Source organism: Pedobacter gandavensis (assembly GCF_032677645.1).
GTDB classification, from domain to species: Bacteria; Bacteroidota; Bacteroidia; order Sphingobacteriales; family Sphingobacteriaceae; genus Pedobacter; species Pedobacter gandavensis_A.
The window spans coordinates 300,145-315,544 of record NZ_JAVTSB010000003.1 but is presented as its reverse complement, the minus strand read 5'-3'; the positions used below and the strand labels follow the sequence as shown (position 1 = coordinate 315,544).

13 protein-coding genes and 1 tRNA gene are annotated in these 15,400 nt (G+C 41.2%); 4 read left to right on the top strand and 10 right to left on the bottom strand.

Features of this window, described 5'->3' with window-relative positions; all coding sequences use genetic code 11:
• Positions 1-121 precede the first annotated feature (121 nt).
• A tRNA-Arg gene (locus R2Q66_RS07165) sits at positions 122-193 on the bottom strand.
• A 404-nt stretch (positions 194-597) separates the two neighbouring features.
• Here R2Q66_RS07165 and mgtE point away from each other — a divergent pair.
• Positions 598-1,971: a magnesium transporter gene (gene mgtE, locus R2Q66_RS07160; RefSeq protein WP_316747329.1), complete on the top strand. Its 1,374-nt coding sequence runs from the start codon at positions 598-600 to the stop codon at positions 1,969-1,971.
• A gap of 138 nt (positions 1,972-2,109) precedes the next feature.
• On the opposite strand, the gene ychF is transcribed toward mgtE, so the two are convergent.
• Positions 2,110-3,204: a redox-regulated ATPase YchF gene (gene ychF / locus R2Q66_RS07155; RefSeq protein WP_316747328.1), complete on the bottom strand. Its 1,095-nt coding sequence runs from the start codon at positions 3,202-3,204 to the stop codon at positions 2,110-2,112.
• Between the two features lie 100 nt (positions 3,205-3,304).
• On the opposite strand from ychF, the gene R2Q66_RS07150 reads away from it, so the two are divergent.
• A complete protein-coding gene (locus R2Q66_RS07150) occupies positions 3,305-3,775 on the top strand; it encodes a DUF5362 family protein (RefSeq protein ID WP_316747327.1) in 471 nt (156 codons plus the stop codon).
• Positions 3,776-3,844: 69 nt separating this feature from the next.
• On the opposite strand, the gene R2Q66_RS07145 is transcribed toward R2Q66_RS07150, so the two are convergent.
• Both R2Q66_RS07145 and R2Q66_RS07140 read right to left on the bottom strand, forming a co-directional pair.
• Positions 3,845-4,534, bottom strand: a complete 690-nt coding sequence (locus R2Q66_RS07145; RefSeq protein WP_316747326.1) for an SRPBCC family protein — start codon at positions 4,532-4,534, stop codon at positions 3,845-3,847.
• Between the two features lie 2 nt (positions 4,535-4,536).
• A complete protein-coding gene (locus R2Q66_RS07140; RefSeq protein ID WP_316747325.1) occupies positions 4,537-4,782 on the bottom strand; it encodes a hypothetical protein in 246 nt (81 codons plus the stop codon).
• 167 nt (positions 4,783-4,949) lie between these two features.
• On the opposite strand from R2Q66_RS07140, the gene R2Q66_RS07135 reads away from it, so the two are divergent.
• Positions 4,950-6,377 carry an alpha-L-fucosidase gene (locus tag R2Q66_RS07135; protein WP_316747324.1) on the top strand — a complete coding sequence of 476 codons (1,428 nt, stop codon included), beginning with the start codon at positions 4,950-4,952 and terminating at the stop codon, positions 6,375-6,377.
• A 21-nt stretch (positions 6,378-6,398) separates the two neighbouring features.
• Here the strand turns inward: R2Q66_RS07135 and R2Q66_RS07130 are convergent, their stop codons facing one another.
• The 5 genes from R2Q66_RS07130 to R2Q66_RS07110 form a co-directional block, all read right to left on the bottom strand.
• The gene (locus R2Q66_RS07130) at positions 6,399-9,512 is read right to left on the bottom strand and encodes a CusA/CzcA family heavy metal efflux RND transporter (RefSeq protein WP_316747323.1); all 3,114 of its coding nucleotides are present in this window, start codon (positions 9,510-9,512) and stop codon (positions 6,399-6,401) included.
• A gap of 29 nt (positions 9,513-9,541) precedes the next feature.
• Positions 9,542-10,636, bottom strand: a complete 1,095-nt coding sequence (locus tag R2Q66_RS07125) for an efflux RND transporter periplasmic adaptor subunit (protein ID WP_316747322.1) — start codon at positions 10,634-10,636, stop codon at positions 9,542-9,544.
• A gap of 39 nt (positions 10,637-10,675) precedes the next feature.
• Positions 10,676-11,944 (bottom strand): TolC family protein, encoded by a 1,269-nt coding sequence (locus R2Q66_RS07120; RefSeq protein ID WP_316747321.1) that lies wholly within the window; start codon positions 11,942-11,944, stop codon positions 10,676-10,678.
• Positions 11,945-12,101: 157 nt separating this feature from the next.
• Positions 12,102-13,460, bottom strand: coding sequence for an ATP-binding protein (locus R2Q66_RS07115; protein ID WP_316747320.1), 1,359 nt, complete (start codon positions 13,458-13,460; stop codon positions 12,102-12,104).
• 11 nt (positions 13,461-13,471) lie between these two features.
• Positions 13,472-14,155 carry a response regulator transcription factor gene (locus tag R2Q66_RS07110; RefSeq protein WP_316747319.1) on the bottom strand — a complete coding sequence of 228 codons (684 nt, stop codon included), beginning with the start codon at positions 14,153-14,155 and terminating at the stop codon, positions 13,472-13,474.
• A 219-nt stretch (positions 14,156-14,374) separates the two neighbouring features.
• On the opposite strand from R2Q66_RS07110, the gene R2Q66_RS07105 reads away from it, so the two are divergent.
• Positions 14,375-14,821, top strand: a complete 447-nt coding sequence (locus R2Q66_RS07105; protein WP_316747317.1) for a KTSC domain-containing protein — start codon at positions 14,375-14,377, stop codon at positions 14,819-14,821.
• A gap of 77 nt (positions 14,822-14,898) precedes the next feature.
• Here the strand turns inward: R2Q66_RS07105 and R2Q66_RS07100 are convergent, their stop codons facing one another.
• On the bottom strand, positions 14,899-15,213 hold the full coding sequence (locus R2Q66_RS07100; protein ID WP_316747316.1) for a pyrimidine/purine nucleoside phosphorylase: 315 nt from the start codon (positions 15,211-15,213) through the stop codon (positions 14,899-14,901).
• Between the last annotated feature and the right edge of the window lie 187 nt (positions 15,214-15,400).

Below are 15,400 nucleotides of genomic sequence, written 5' to 3'. Positions count from 1 at the left end.
GTTGCTACTGCAATACGATCCTGTTTTACCTGAAAAATACGTCTAATCGTCCGGAGCTGGCTGTTGAATTTAAAATTTACTATAAAAAAAGCCCTCCAGTTTTCACTGAAAGGCTTATAAGTGTTCCCGAAGGGATTCGAACCCATATCTGTTGAACCGGAATCAACAATTCTATCCATTGAACTACGGAAACATTTCGGCAAATATATCAATTAGATTGGTTATTCCTTAATACTCTTTCAATTTCGACCTTTTCCTGATTTCTAAGGCATCAAAATCCAGTCTATACATTAAAAATGCGGCATTTGTCAGAAAAATTACGCTTTCTTGCTCAAATAAATAAATCAAATCCAGCCTCAAATCTGTTCTATTAAATCTTGATAATGAATAGGATAGATGTATCGCTGCTTTCAAAATCAGAAGCTTCCCGGAAAAGACAATAATAATCCGTTATAAAGGCCGTTTTTCGAAAATAAAAAGGCACTTTTGCAAAAATGATAAATGCCGTTACTGAGGAATTGCTGATCCATAAATCGCATCGTAAGGACTTCGGCATTAAAAGAATACATTAATGAAAATCATGTAAAGTAGGGGCGTATGGAAGAAATGATTGTTGAAGAGATCGAAAAGCTCTTAGCGCAGGAAGACAATACACAGTTAAAGGAATATTTAGACAACCTGAATATTTCGGACGTTGAACACCTGATAGACGAACTTCCCCAACACGCAGTTACCTTTATAGATACCTTGTCCATCAAAAGGGCAGTTAACGTTTTTAGAATCCTCGACTTTCCAACTCAGGAAAGAATCATTAAAAAACTTCCCGGTCATAAGCTCGCTGAGTTAATTAACCTGTTGCCTCCCGATGACCGTACCTCTTTATTTTCTGAACTTAGTGGTGAAGCAGTAACGAAACTGATCATTTTGCTACCCGCAAAAGATAGAGTCGAAGCACTTTCCCTTCTAGGATACGAAGAAGACAGTGTAGGAAGGTTGATGACGCCGGATTATGTGGCGGTAAAAAAGGACTGGACGGTAACCAGAGTGTTGGAACATATCAGACGTTATGGGAAAAACTCCGAAACCATCGATGTTATTTATGTGATCGATAAAGACGGAACCTTATTAGATGATATCAGAATCAGGGAAATTCTCCTGGCAGATCCAGAGGCAAAAATCGGGGATTTAACCGACCGCCGACTGATCGCTTTAAAAGCAAACGACCATCAGGAAGAAGCAATTAACATCTTTAGAATGAATAACCGTGTCGCTTTACCTGTTGTAGACGACCATAATGTGTTGTTAGGTATCGTAACCGTAGATGATATTCTTTGGATTGCAAATGAAGAATATACAGAAGATATGCAGAAAATAGGGGGTACCCAGGCACTGGATGAGCCCTATTTAGACATGCCAATCTTTGGTTTATTTAAACGAAGAATCGGTTGGCTGGTGGTACTTTTCCTTGGAGAAATGCTGACTGCCACTGCAATGGGACATTTTGAAGCAGATATTGCCAAGGCGGTGATTCTGGCTATGTTTGTTCCCCTCATCATTTCAAGTGGTGGAAATAGTGGTTCTCAGGCCTCTACACTAATTATTCAGGCGATGGCTTTGGGCGAAATTACTGTTGGAGACTGGTGGAGAGTGATGAGAAGAGAACTCATTTCAGGATTAATGCTCGGTATCGTATTGGGGTGTATTGGTTTCTTAAGGATATTTGTCTGGACTTTGTTTACCCCGATGTACGGCCCGCATTGGGTGCTGATCGGGATTACCGTTGGCGTATCACTGGTTGGTGTAGTTTTATGGGGATCATTGGCAGGCTCTATGCTGCCCTTAATCCTGAAAAAGCTGGGTGCAGATCCGGCAACCTCATCCGCGCCCTTTGTAGCTACGTTAGTAGATGTAACCGGACTGATCATTTACTTCTCAGTAGCTGTGATGTTCCTGACTGGGGTGCTTCTCTAAAACTTAAAATAAATCAGGTTATTCTAAAACCTTTCTTAAAATATAAACCGGAAAACAGACCGGCACAAAAAAACCGGATGCTTCGTTAGAACGAGTCATCCGGTTTTCTTTTTAAGCTCTTTAAACGCTTAAAATTATTTATACGTTAAAACGGAAGTGCATGATGTCTCCATCTTCTACAACATATGTTTTTCCTTCTACAGCTAATTTACCAGCTTCTTTACAAGCGGCTTCAGAACCTAAAGTAACGAAGTCATTATATTTGATTACTTCCGCACGGATAAAACCTTTTTCAAAGTCTGTGTGAATTACACCGGCAGCCTGAGGCGCAGTAAATCCTTTAGTAATCGTCCATGCACGTACTTCCTGAACACCAGCGGTGAAGTAAGTATATAAATCTAACAGGCGGTAAGCCGCAACAATCAGTTTGTTTACACCAGATTCTGTTAAGCCAAGGTCAGCTAAAAATTCCTGACGCTCTTCATAACTTTCCAGTTCTGCAATTTCTGATTCTATCTTCGCAGAGATCACTAAAACTTCAGCTTTCTCATCTTTTACTGCTTCTTTAACGCGGTCTACATAAGCATTGCCGTTGATCACAGAGTTTTCATCAACATTACAAACGTAAAGCACTGGCTTTTGAGTCAATAGACCCATTTCCTCAATAAAGTCGAAATCTTCTGCTGCAACTGCTGCGGAACGTACCGATTGGCCGGATTCTACATGAGTTTTGATTACGCTTAAAATATCGAAAGTTCTTTTGGCATCCTTATCGGTTTTAGCCATTTTCTCTACTTTCTGAATACGTTTTGCAATCGTATCAAGATCTTTAAGTTGTAACTCAGTATCTATAATTTCTTTATCGCGAATCGGATCAACAGAACCGTCAACGTGAATCACGTTTCCGTCGTCAAAGCAACGCAAAACATGGATAATGGCACTTGTAGCCCTGATATTACCCAAAAATTGATTACCTAGTCCTTCACCTTTGGAAGCACCTTTCACTAAACCTGCAATATCAACAATCTCAATTGTATTTGGAACAATACGGTTTGGCTGTACCAATTCGGCCAATTTAGTTAACCTTTCATCTGGAACGGTGATCACACCGATGTTAGGTTCAATTGTACAGAAAGGGAAATTAGCCGCTTGAGCTTTTGCGTTAGATAAACAGTTAAATAAGGTAGATTTTCCAACATTTGGTAAACCAACTATACCACATTGTAATGCCATGAATGATTTTTTCTAGTTTTGCCGCAAAGCTACCAATTTTTTAAAAATATTCTTTATGTTTAGGGTATCTAAAAACTAATTAACGTTTAAGAACAGTTACATGGAAGAAATCGAAGAAACAAAACCAGATCATACAGAGGTTGAAACACTTATTATTACGGAAGATATCCGCAGCGATATCTATGAAACCGCCAAATGGGCAAAATTTCTGTCGATTGTTGGATTTGTAGGTTGTGTGCTGATGATCATCTTGTCTTTAACTATGCCAAGTTTGCTCGCGTCCTTCAGTGCCTTAGGAGCTGCTCCGGTGGGTAATGGTGGTGTTGCAGCAACTACTGCAACTTATCTGATCAGTGGAATTCTTTATTTTTATCCTTCCCTGATGTTGTTTAAATATGCTAATGCTGCGCAACACGCGGTATTATATCTGGACCAGGATAGCCTGGCAGAAGCAACCTCGAAGATGAAATCCCTGTTTAAATTTGTAGGAATTATGACGATATGTATGCTGGCCATCCTGGCAATCAGTATCTTTTTATTGATTGTAGTGGCAATAGGTGCGGCAACTTAATCAGCTTTCAGTAGAAGGGAATTTTATATAAAAGCAAGAAGGCCTGTATCATTTACAGGCCTTCTTGCTTTAGGTATAAACCGGTGTCTTATGCTCAATAGTATGTTTAAAGTTTTTCATTTCCTTTTTCAATAAGTCCTCCAGATAAGGATTCATCAGTTTCGAAAGACCGATTCCTACACCTCCTCCAACCGGACGATAAGACAATACCACTTTCATAAAGGTCTCTTTTCCATCTTCCGAAGGGGTAAATTCTACCCTGCCCACATGGGAAAGCAAGGAGCCGGCAGCGGATTTCCAGCCAATTAAACGTCCGGGCTCTTCTTTTACAATTTCTGCTTCCCAGTTTACGGAAAACAAATTGCCAATCACCTTAGACTTCCAGGTAGACAAATGTTCATCTATTACTTTTACATCTAATAGATGCTGAATGCTTCCGGGAAGGTTATTCAGGTTACGCCAGTATAAAAACACTTCATGGGCAGGTTTTTCGATGATAAACTCCCCGCGGATATTAACCGCACGTGGTCTACGGGCATCAATTCCCAATTGTTCATAAAATAAACAACGCCCTGTAGCCGCGCGATAGGCCATATAAGCACCATAAAGAAACTTAGATTTGGAAGGTTTTCTTAAACCCCAACTGATCAATGCTCCGCTCAGGAACATCGATACCATACGTTCCGACCAGCCGATATTCTCATACTGGTGTTTCTCAATAGAGAACCTGCCGGATCTTAATTTTAAAGGAGTACTCATGATTAATGACGGTGATTAATTTCTTTTCCGATAGCATCGACCATATAATGGTCTAATATTCCCCATATCTGCTCCCATTTTCCATCCAGTTCTTCCCGAAGCTGGGTGATTTTATCAGGACCAATAAAGCAGACGAAATAACGGGCACCATCACTGGTTTCCTCCGGTTTTACGGTTATGATGGTATCTGCACCATCGATATCCAGATGAATGTCAAACTCGTCCGGACCTTTTTCCTTGTCTTTCATGTTTGCTGGGTTTAATTTTTAATATAACACCTAAATGCCCTTAGTGTTTGCATATTGCTGTAAACCAGGCCAAAATCATTTAATTTAATGGCAAAAAAAATGAACTTACAGCCGCTTATATATTGCAATTTAGTGGGCAATACCTAACCATAAATGAATTTTACTGTATGAATAAGTCTTCGTTTTTTTTCTTGTGTTCTTTTTTACTGAGCACGAGTTGTGCGATTGCGCAAAAAGCACCTGCTCCGTATGGGGCTGTTCCGAATAAAAATCAGCTGGCCTGGCAGGATATGGAATATTATATGTTCATCCATTTCGGACCAAATACCTTTACAGACAAGGAATGGGGGCATGGCGATGAAGATCCCAAGGTTTTTAATCCAACAAAGCTGGACGCCCGGCAATGGGCACGTACCGCCAAAGCTGCGGGTATGAAAGCGATCATCATCACGGCAAAACACCACGATGGTTTTTGCCTGTTTCCAAGTAAATATAGTACCCATACCGTAAGAGAAAGTGCCTGGAAAAATGGTAAAGGTGATGTGCTGAAAGAACTTGCTGCAGCCTGTAAAGAATACGGATTGAAATTTGGCGTGTACCTTTCGCCATGGGACCGCAACCATCCTAAATACGGAACTCCGGAATACAACGATATTTTTGCCAAAACCTTAACTGAAGTCCACACCCAATACGGGCCTGTTTTCGAACAATGGTTTGATGGTGCAAAAGGAGAAAAAGAGAAAAATCAGGCCTATGATTTTAAACTGTTCAACAGTATCGTTAGAAAGAACAACCCACAGGCGGTGATTTTTTCTGACGTTGGTCCTGATGCCCGCTGGATGGGTAATGAAAGCGGTGTTGCTGGTGCCACAAACTGGTCGACCTTAAATACCGATGGTTTTGGAGTAGGAGCAGATGCACCTGCAGCTAAAATATTGAACACCGGAAATGAAAATGGTAAGTACTGGATCCCTGCCGAAGTAGATGTTTCTATCAGACCAGGCTGGTTCTACAGTCCGAAAACGGATGATAAAGTGAAAACTTTAAAAGAACTGGTCTCTATTTATGAAACTTCCATCGGACGTAATGGCAACCTGTTACTGAATGTTCCGGTAAACCGCGAAGGGCTAATCCATCCCAATGACTCCACCCGTTTGATGGAGTTTAGAAAAACAATTGATGCCAGCTATAAAATAAACCTGGCCAAAGGGAAAAAAGTAACCGCTAGCAATACCAGAAAAGGGACGCAATTTACAGCTTCAAACCTGACTGACGGAAATCCGGCAAGCTATTGGGCTACCGATGATCAGCTGAAAACAGCGACCATTACCATCGATCTGGGCAAAGTAAGCGCTGTTAATCGTGTGGTTCTTCAGGAATATATTAAGCTCGGACAACGTGTCAAATCATTTTCTGTAGCGTACCTGGCGGATGACAATACCTATAAAACCATAGACACGCAAAGCACGATCGGACATAAAAGAATCCTTTCATTTCCTACTTTAAAAACAAGTAAAATTCGTATCCATATTCTGGAAGCAAATGCCTGCCCGGTACTTTCAGAGATAGCAGTATATAACGCACCGGACTTATAGGCATTTAAACAGCGTTTTAATTTAATATGATTCAACTTTTCGTTTGTATGCCCAATAGAAGACTATTGGGTATACAAAAAGGTTAAACAGCGTATTGGTCATTAATCCGCCAATCACCACAATGGCCAAAGGTTTGGAGGCTTCAGAACCTATCCCGGTAGACAATGCCGCAGGCATCAGGCCAATTGCAGCCATCAGGGCAGTCATAATCACCGGACGCATCCTACTTGCTACCCCGTCTTTTATTGCATCAGCAAAAGTCCAGTCCGGACGATGCTTTAACTCTATCATATTGTGTTTAAACTTCGTAATGAGGATCACCCCATTCTGCACGCAAATTCCAAATAAGGCGATAAAACCAATCCCCGCAGAGATATTGAAATTGATGCCGGTAGCGAGGATGGCCAGGATACCACCAACCATTGCAAAAGGCACATTGTTTAACACCAAGAGCGAATCTTTAATGTTTCCAAACAGTACAAATAAAATGAAAAAGATGAGTAGTAAACTGATGGGAACCGCTTGCGATAACCTGCTGGTTGCCCTTTGCTGGTTCTCAAAATCACCTGCCCATTCCAGTTTATACTCCTTAGGGAGCTTGATTTTCTCATTTACTTTGGCCTGAGCCTCCGCAATCACACTGCCCATATCTCTTCCCCGGATAGAAAATTTGATAGCACCATAACGTTGGTGTTTGTCGCGGTAAATGATGCTGGGACCCGTGATTTTTCTGATGCTGGCGATCTCGCCTAATGGCACTTTTGCCCCTGAAATAGTCGGGATACGCAATTTAGCAATGTCACTTTCGTCTTTTCTGAAATCTTCCGGATAACGGATGATCAGGTCGAATTTACGTTCCCCCTCATAGATTTGAGTCGCTGCTTTTCCACCGATAGCCATTTCGATAACCGCATTGGCATCCGCAGTACTCACGCCATACAAGGCCATTTTCTTTTGATCCAGATTGATCTGTAATTCTGGCTGACCAAGATTCCGGAGTATCCCCAAGTCTTCAATCCCCTCCACAGTTTTCAAAATGTCTTCAATCTTCTCTTCCTCTTTCTCCATAAACTGGAAATCATTGCCAAACAGCTTCACTACAATAGAACCTTTGACACCGGAAACCGCTTCCTCTACGTTGTCAGAGATGGGTTGTGAGAAGTTGAGACTAATCCCAGGGAAACTCTTTAACTTCTCCTGCATCCGCTCAATCAGCTGCTCTTTCGTCTGTTTTCGCTTCCATTCCTTCTTCGGATAAATGTCTACATGAAACTCCATATTGTAAAAGCCGGTAGCATCGGTTCCATCATTCGGTCTGCCGGTTTGCGACATCACCTGTTTCACCTCTTCAAAGCTTAAAAAGATCTTGCGGAGTTCGTTGGAAAGCTTTTTTGTCTCCTCCAGGGAAATACTAAGTGGCCCTGTAGCACGCACATAAATAGAACCCTCATCCAAAGTAGGCAGAAATTCTGTCCCCATAAATCGATAACTGAACAAGCCGATCACCAGGATCCCCATAGCAATACCAAATGCCAGTTTTTTGAATTTAAAGCACTTATCGAAGAAAAGGATTACGTATTTAGTGAGGAACTCCAAAAATATGTTGTGTTTCTCCCGCACATTTTTCCTCAACAAGACACTTGCCAATGCCGGAACCAGGGTAAACGTAAGCAGCAAGGCACCTAAGAGGGCGAAACTTAAAGTCCAGGCCAGCGGCGAGAACATTTTTCCTTCTACCTTTTCGAAAGTAAAGATGGGAAGCAGGCCGGTAATGATGATCAGTTTGGCAAAGAAAATACCCTTTCCATTCTCCAAACAAGCTTTCTTAATCAGTCCCAGTTTACTCAGGCCATTGAATTTCTCCATGCCTACTTTTTTGGCTTTATGGTCGAGGGCCACAAAAATTCCCTCGACCATGACTACGGCGCCATCAATGATGATCCCGAAATCTATTGCCCCCATAGATAATAAATTGGCCGACATTCCCTTCATTTTCAAGCAAATGAAGGCGAATAATAAGGCTAAAGGAATGATAATGGACACAATCAGGGTAGTCCGCCAATCGGCCATAAACAAGAATACAATCAGGGTTACAAAAATAATCCCTTCCATCATATTGCCCATTACGGTGTGTGTGGCATAATTTACGAGGTCTTCCCGGTCATAGAAAGGGTTAATCCTGACATCTGCCGGCAAGATATTTTCATTAATGTTTTTAATCTTTTCTTTTAACCTGCTGATCACCTCGCTCGGATTTTCACCTTTGCGCATAACCACGATCCCTTCAACCACGTCGGGATCCTGGTCCCGGCCCACCTGTCCTAAGCGAGGTAAGGCCGATTCTGCGACTTCTGCGATTGTCTTAACATAGACCGGAGTCCCGTTAAAGTTATCAACCACCACATTTTTAATCTCTTCAATATTGTTCAAAATCCCGATACCGCGAACCACATAAGCCTGTCCGGCCTGGACAATTACGTCCCCGCCAACATTGACATTGCTTTTGGAAACGGCATCAAATAATTCGGTCGCACTCACGCCATATTGTATGGCTTTTTGCGGATCTACCGTGATCTGGTAAGTCTTTACCTCGCCACCAAAACTTACCACATCGGCAATGCCCGGAACGGATAATAATTCCCGTTGGATCACCCAATCCTGCAAGGTTTTTAACTCCCTTATTGATTTGGTATCACTACTTAATGTATAACGAAAAATCTCTCCTGTGGGCCCGTAAGGGGGTTGTACCTCCGGCCTCAGTCCCTCGGGTAAATCTGCTTCTTCAATATGGTTGTTGACCTGAACCCTGGCTTCCGCATAATCTACATCGTCTTCAAACGTGATTTTTACGATAGAAAGGCCAAAAAGAGAAGAGGAGCGGATGCTGGTTCTTTTCTGGGTAGGGTTCATGGCAATCTCTAAAGGTCTGCTCACAAACTTCTCCACCTCTTCGGCACTTCTGCCCGGCCATTGGGTGATAATGGTAATGTTGGTATTGGTTACATCCGGAAAAGCTTCAATGGTAGTATGCTTAAAACTGAGGTATCCTGCCAGTATCAAAATGAAAGTGGCAAAGAAAATAAAGTATTTGTTATTCAGCGAAAAGCCAATAACCATCTTAATGAATTTATTCATTATAGCTGTTTTTTGTGTTGAGGAATAGGTTAGTTTTTCAGGCTCTCAAATAAGAAGACCTGCTTAGACGCGATCACACGGTCGCCAGCCTTTAAGCCTTTACTGATATAGGCTTTGTCGGCAGTTTTACGGCCGATTTCCACTTCCTGTATGCGTACTTTATTTCCCGGATCAACGACCAGTACATAATTTTTGTTCTCATCGAAGATGATCGTTCTGGCATTTACAACTGGCAAATCGATTCCTGATTTGGCCGCAACCAATACCGTTGCCATCATGCCTGGTTTTAATAAATACCCTGGATTGGGAACAATCACCCTGGCGTTCATCACCTTGCTCTCCTGATCAACCACATTATAGATCTTATCAATCTTTCCTTTGAAAGTTTTTTCCGGATAGGAAAGGATAGAAAGCTGAACTTCGTCGCCCTCTTTGATCCTGGATATATCAGATTCGTAGATGTTCAGCATCGCCCAAACTTTAGAAAGATCTGCTACCGTAAACAGATTATTGTCATTATCCGGACGTACCTGCATGTTTGCATTCACATTTTTCTCAATGATGAAGCCCGTTAAAGGTGATTTAACCGTGTAATTGCCAGTATGATTACCACCGTTTAATTTTAGGGTAGCAAGCGCGCGCTTGTTTTCTGCCTGTTTAACCAGGAAGTCGTTTTTCGTTTCTTCCAATTCCCTGGCGGAGGATAAACCGCTTTTATAAAGTTCTTCTGCTTGTTTTACCTGTCTTTCCGCATTTCTCAATTCCGCGGCAGCACTGATCGCTTCTTTATCAAATCCGGCCATTTCTACACTACCCAGGGTGGCTAATACTTGTCCGGCAACTACTTGATCTCCCAATCTGACAGGTACACTGCGTACCGTGCCACTCAACATCGGGAAGATTTCTGCCTTGCGCTCCTCATTCGCAGTGATTTTTGCTGAAAAACTCAGGTCTGTCCTGTTATTTGCCTGTTGTACGGTATCTATTAATAGCCTGTTGATGAGCGAGTCTGTGACTGCAAATTTCTCTGATACCGGGGCTTCTTTGGAGCTGTTGCAACTCTGACTGGCGATGACCAATCCAATTAAAGCCAGTTTACTGATGTTTTTTAGAAAGATATGCATGAGGGATAAATGATTTAAAATGGGTGTAGCTTATAAAACTTATTTGAAAATGGAAGAACCGGTAACGTAATTGATTTCTTCCTTCGCATTCATCCGTTCATATTTCAGCTGGTTTAATTGCAAGGTGTTTTCTTTGTAGGAATCATAGAAATCCAGAAATTCGATCAGGCTGATGTTCCTGCTGCGGTAGTTCTTGGTCACTTCCTGGATGAGCTTCGTAAAATCGGTACTGAAATTATGATCCAGACTCTGGTACAGGCTTTCTGTTCTTATGGCTGATTTATAGCTGTTATAAACCTCGTTTTCGAGTACATTTTCCTTTTGCCTGAAATTCATATTTCCAGCTTCAATAGCGATTCTGGCCTTTTTAATCTCACCCTGATTTCTACTGAAAAGAGGCAACGGAATTTTGACGCCCAATCCCGTGTATTTTTCCGGATAATTCCCTTTCAGGTCATAGCTGACTGAAAGTTCTACATCAGGAATGGCATTTGCTTTTTGTAGCCTGAGGTTGTTTTCTGCATAGCTGACCGCTGTTCTGGCCAGCTGCAAATCTGAGCGGTTGGCTTTAGCACTTTCTAAGAGCTGTAAATAAGGTTGTTTTTCAAATGAAAAGTTTTGTTCCTCTTCCGGAAGCAAGGTCAATTGTAAGGCAACATCAGGTTTGATATTGGTCATCACCTTTAGCGAGCTTTCCATATCTTCTATATCATTGAGTAAACTGATGTATTCGTTTTTTAAGTTGTAAACCAGCGATTTGATCCTGATGAGGTCTTTCAGCGCGATGTTCCCGAGCTTAAGTTGTTGCTCAGAAGCGGCGAGTAATTGTGTTAAAGAATGAATTTGTTGTTCATAAATTGCTGCGGATTGCTGTGCATAATAAGCCTTGTAAAAATCGGTGCGCAATTGGTAACGTAGACTGCGCATCAGGTCGAAATACTCATATTCCGCCATTTTTACGCCTGTATTAGCCAATTGGATGTTCTTATTCCTTTTTCCTGCGAGTTTAATCAGCTGTGAAATTTGCGCGCTATATTGACCGGTAGCTTTAGAGGTTTCCAGAAATCTTTTCGTTTCATGGTTGTAGAGAAGATTCTCATAGCTCAGTTCCGGATTGTCGAAAAGTTTGGCCGTAATGATTTCTGCTTTCGCTTGTTCCGTTTGGTAATTTTGGGCGATGAGTTCGTAATTACCCTTGATGAATAATTGCTCGGCTTCCCGGAGACTAAGTTTTAGGCTATCTTGAGTCATGCCAACCGGGCAGAAGCCCAGCAAGAGCAGGCTGCACAGAATTAATTGTCTTTTCATTACCGGCAAAGCTATCCGGAGGGAATTAAACCCTAATTAAAGAGAAATTAAAAGGGGATTAAAATTTAGAGGAGACATCCTTTGATACAGATAGCGAGGAATGCCGATCGTATTTTCGTGGAATATGGATTATGTTTTCGTTGAATGTAGATCGTGTTTAGTATTTCGGAAAATGAATGATAAAAGTAGCGCCCTGGTCTTTTTCAGACCTAACCACTAGCTTTCCGTTAAACAGGTTGATGATTTTCTGTGCCATATAGAGTCCCATCCCATGGCCCTCATGGCCACTTTCTGCACTGAAACTGTAAAAAGGTTTAAAGATTTCCGTTTGTACTTCCTCAGGAATTCCCGGACCTTTATCACGGATAGAAATTACCGTCTCTTTCGCCTGGATATCCAGTAAGCAATGTACATCCTGGTGGTCCGAAAACTTAAAGGCATTGGAGATAATATTACTTAAAGCAATCTCTAATAGGGTCGGGTTAGCCTTTACGAGCAGTTCAGCCGGGTCTTCCGGCATATTTTTAATGTCTACAATCAGCTTACCAGCTCCTTTTTTGTTCCATTCTTCCGATAAGGCCCAGAGGCTTTCGTCGATCCTGATGTCTTTCAATTCCGGTGCCCCGAATTCCAGATCTGCCTGGGCAAGATTGAGTAGCCCGGTAATGATATTGTCCATCTTTTCGGAATCTTCCATCACAGAAAGCAAGGCTTTTTTATAATCTTCAATTTGTCTTTCCTGCGATAAAGTGATTTCAGCGCTGATCATCATCCGCGTAATTGGCGTCCTCAGCTCATGCGAGGCATTGGCTATAAAAGTCTTTTGTAAAACGAAAGCCTGTTCCAGATGTGCCATCAGATTATTGAAATTTTGGGCGAGTAAATTGATTTCATCCTTATTATTCCCCTCCTGAACCCTGAAATGAAGGTTATGAGATTTGATTTGCTTCACCTCTTCGATAAAAAGATCCAGCGGTTTTAATATCTTTTTGGCGATCCACCTACCGGAAAGTAGTAAGCCAATAAAAATGAAGACAAAGATCATCACCATGATCTTTTGCAATTTCTCTATCCTCACATGTGTGCTTTGATCTATTCCAGAAGCCAGGATCACAAAATCGCCCTGATTATCCTTGTAAAAAATGCCGACTACCTGCCTGTCGCCATCAATAAACTGAATTTTCTTATTTTTTCTAACCTTCTCAATGGTCTCATGACTCCAGTATTGCTGGTCATCACCGATAAAAGTGGCGCTGTTATTTGCATTGTAAATCCGGATCACCTCCCCGTTTAACGTTTCCAGGTATTGATTTCTAACGGTATTTAAGGAATCTGCAGAAATCTCATCGGCTTCCAGGTAGAGCTTGGCCGTTACCATTGTGCGGTCGGTGAGGCGGTCAAAGAAATCAGCCTCCAAAAACTTGATGAACGTAAAATAGACGGCACACAATACTGCCAACAGGGTTAAAGTGCTGATGAGGGTGAAGTATAAAGAAAGGCGGTCTTTCAGTTTCATAAATAACGAGCTTATTTGAGGATATACCCCATGCCGATTTTAGTGTGAATCAGCTTTCTGTCGAAACCTTTTTCTATTTTCTTGCGCAGGAAATTGATATAAACATCAATTACATTAGTTCCGGTATCAAAACTAATATCCCAGGCATTTTCTGCGATGTATTGTCGGGAAAGGAGGCGGTTTGGATTGCGTAAAAATAATTCTAACAAGGTATGTTCTTTTGCGGTGAGCTCAATCAGCGTTCCTGCTCTTTTAACTTCTTTGCTATAGGTATTCAGCGTGATATCGTCAAAACTCAGGATATGTTCTTCGGTATGAGCACTGGATAGGCCATGTTGTCTGCGCAATAAAGCTTCGATTCTGGCTACTAACTCCTTGAAATGGAAGGGTTTTACGAGGTAATCGTCTGCACCGGAGTTCAGTCCTGTCACCTTATCGTCAATTGTTCCCAAAGCGGTGAGCATCAGAATTGGTAAATTTTTATCGGTATGGCGTAAAGCTTTACACACAGCGATACCATTTAATCCGGGCATCATAATGTCCAGAATCACCAGATGAAAATCCTGATCTTTAAATGTTTTTAGGGCCTGTTCGCCATTAGATTCAATGGTAACGAGGTATCCCTGCTCTTCTAATCCGGTTTTTATTAAGCCGGCTATTTTGAGGTCATCTTCTGCTAATCCGATTTTAAACATACCTGAAAAATGGTTTTTGTTGAAGGCACAAATGTAATTTAAAAATAGTGATCCTGTTTATTTCTTCCTATCTCTCAGGGTATCAGTTGATTTGTTAATGACATTTACTATATCTTTCATATAAAAAAGCGTATCTTTGCAAAATATTGTTTAAACGGAGCAGGTTAACCTTAAAAAACAGGCTGCTTTTCAAGACAATTATTGCCATTAAAAATATTTATGAAGAAGATTGTTGACTACAGAAAACTATTAGGTGTACAAAAGGATGCCGAACTAAAAGAATTGAAGACCATTTACAGGAATTTGATGAAAGACTGGCACCCGGATAAATTCCAGGATAGTGAAGAAGCTAAATTGGAAGCGGAATCTAAAAGCAAGGAAATCATTGAAGCATATCATTTCTTAGTAAGTATCGCTCCGGAAACATTAGAGCTTTCTATTGAAGAATATACGCAAACTACTGCTACATGCGGTATTGCTGATTACACCTGGGCTAGTTTAGTTTTGACCGTACATTTCCTTGATGGCAGTGCTTATGAGTACTTCGGTGTTCCTAAAGCTGTTTATGTGAAATTGGTTAATGCTGATTCTCCAGGTAGATTCGCTCGTCGTCATATCTTCGGTTCATTCCCATACAGAAATATAGCTAAACTTCAAACCGCATAAGCGCAGTTTTTAGTTACATTATATATTTAATTTCCTTAAAAGGGGTTACAGGCAGGGTGCTTTGTAACCCCTTTTTTTTAGGCGTAATAGCAGATATAAGCGACATCAGCTTCGCATTTCAATCGAAAGGAACTGTCTGCTGCCACTTCAAACGAATCGGCTGCTTCGTATTTCTTTAGGCCAATACCTGGTAAATCCACTTCCATACTTCCGGAAATCACCACCATCTTTTCTGCGGAAGCCGTTGAAAAGGTATAACTTCCTTTTTTCATGACGCCAACCGTGGCTTTTCCTGTGGGTGTTTCTAAGCCTAAACTTTGAACTTTTCCTTCAAAATATACATTATGGGATACGATTTCTTCGGTAGGGGGAGTATGCTGCTGATGACTCATGTTTTTGTGGTTTTAGTGAATGGTTCAATTGCTTTAAATGCCTGGGTAATATAGGTTTTTAACGCTTTATATAATTTCATGAAATTCCAATAAAATTCACAAACAATATTTATCCATTTGTGTTTAATCAATATTGTTGCTGCATGGCTATTATAAGCGTGTGCAACAAATAATCTACCCAAATTTT

Bases quoted from the DNA above. Each gene is read 5' to 3' on its own strand.
- mgtE (WP_316747329.1), top strand. From the start codon at position 598: ATGGAAGAAATGATTGTTGAAGAGATCGAAAAGCTCTTAGCGCAGGAA.
- ychF (WP_316747328.1), bottom strand. From the start codon at position 3,204: ATGGCATTACAATGTGGTATAGTTGGTTTACCAAATGTTGGAAAATCT.
- R2Q66_RS07150 (WP_316747327.1), top strand. From the start codon at position 3,305: ATGGAAGAAATCGAAGAAACAAAACCAGATCATACAGAGGTTGAAACA.
- R2Q66_RS07145 (WP_316747326.1), bottom strand. From the start codon at position 4,534: ATGAGTACTCCTTTAAAATTAAGATCCGGCAGGTTCTCTATTGAGAAA.
- R2Q66_RS07140 (WP_316747325.1), bottom strand. From the start codon at position 4,782: ATGAAAGACAAGGAAAAAGGTCCGGACGAGTTTGACATTCATCTGGAT.
- R2Q66_RS07135 (WP_316747324.1), top strand. From the start codon at position 4,950: ATGAATAAGTCTTCGTTTTTTTTCTTGTGTTCTTTTTTACTGAGCACG.
- R2Q66_RS07130 (WP_316747323.1), bottom strand. From the start codon at position 9,512: ATGAATAAATTCATTAAGATGGTTATTGGCTTTTCGCTGAATAACAAA.
- R2Q66_RS07125 (WP_316747322.1), bottom strand. From the start codon at position 10,636: ATGCATATCTTTCTAAAAAACATCAGTAAACTGGCTTTAATTGGATTG.
- R2Q66_RS07120 (WP_316747321.1), bottom strand. From the start codon at position 11,944: ATGAAAAGACAATTAATTCTGTGCAGCCTGCTCTTGCTGGGCTTCTGC.
- R2Q66_RS07115 (WP_316747320.1), bottom strand. From the start codon at position 13,460: ATGAAACTGAAAGACCGCCTTTCTTTATACTTCACCCTCATCAGCACT.
- R2Q66_RS07110 (WP_316747319.1), bottom strand. From the start codon at position 14,155: ATGTTTAAAATCGGATTAGCAGAAGATGACCTCAAAATAGCCGGCTTA.
- R2Q66_RS07105 (WP_316747317.1), top strand. From the start codon at position 14,375: ATGAAGAAGATTGTTGACTACAGAAAACTATTAGGTGTACAAAAGGAT.
- R2Q66_RS07100 (WP_316747316.1), bottom strand. From the start codon at position 15,213: ATGAGTCATCAGCAGCATACTCCCCCTACCGAAGAAATCGTATCCCAT.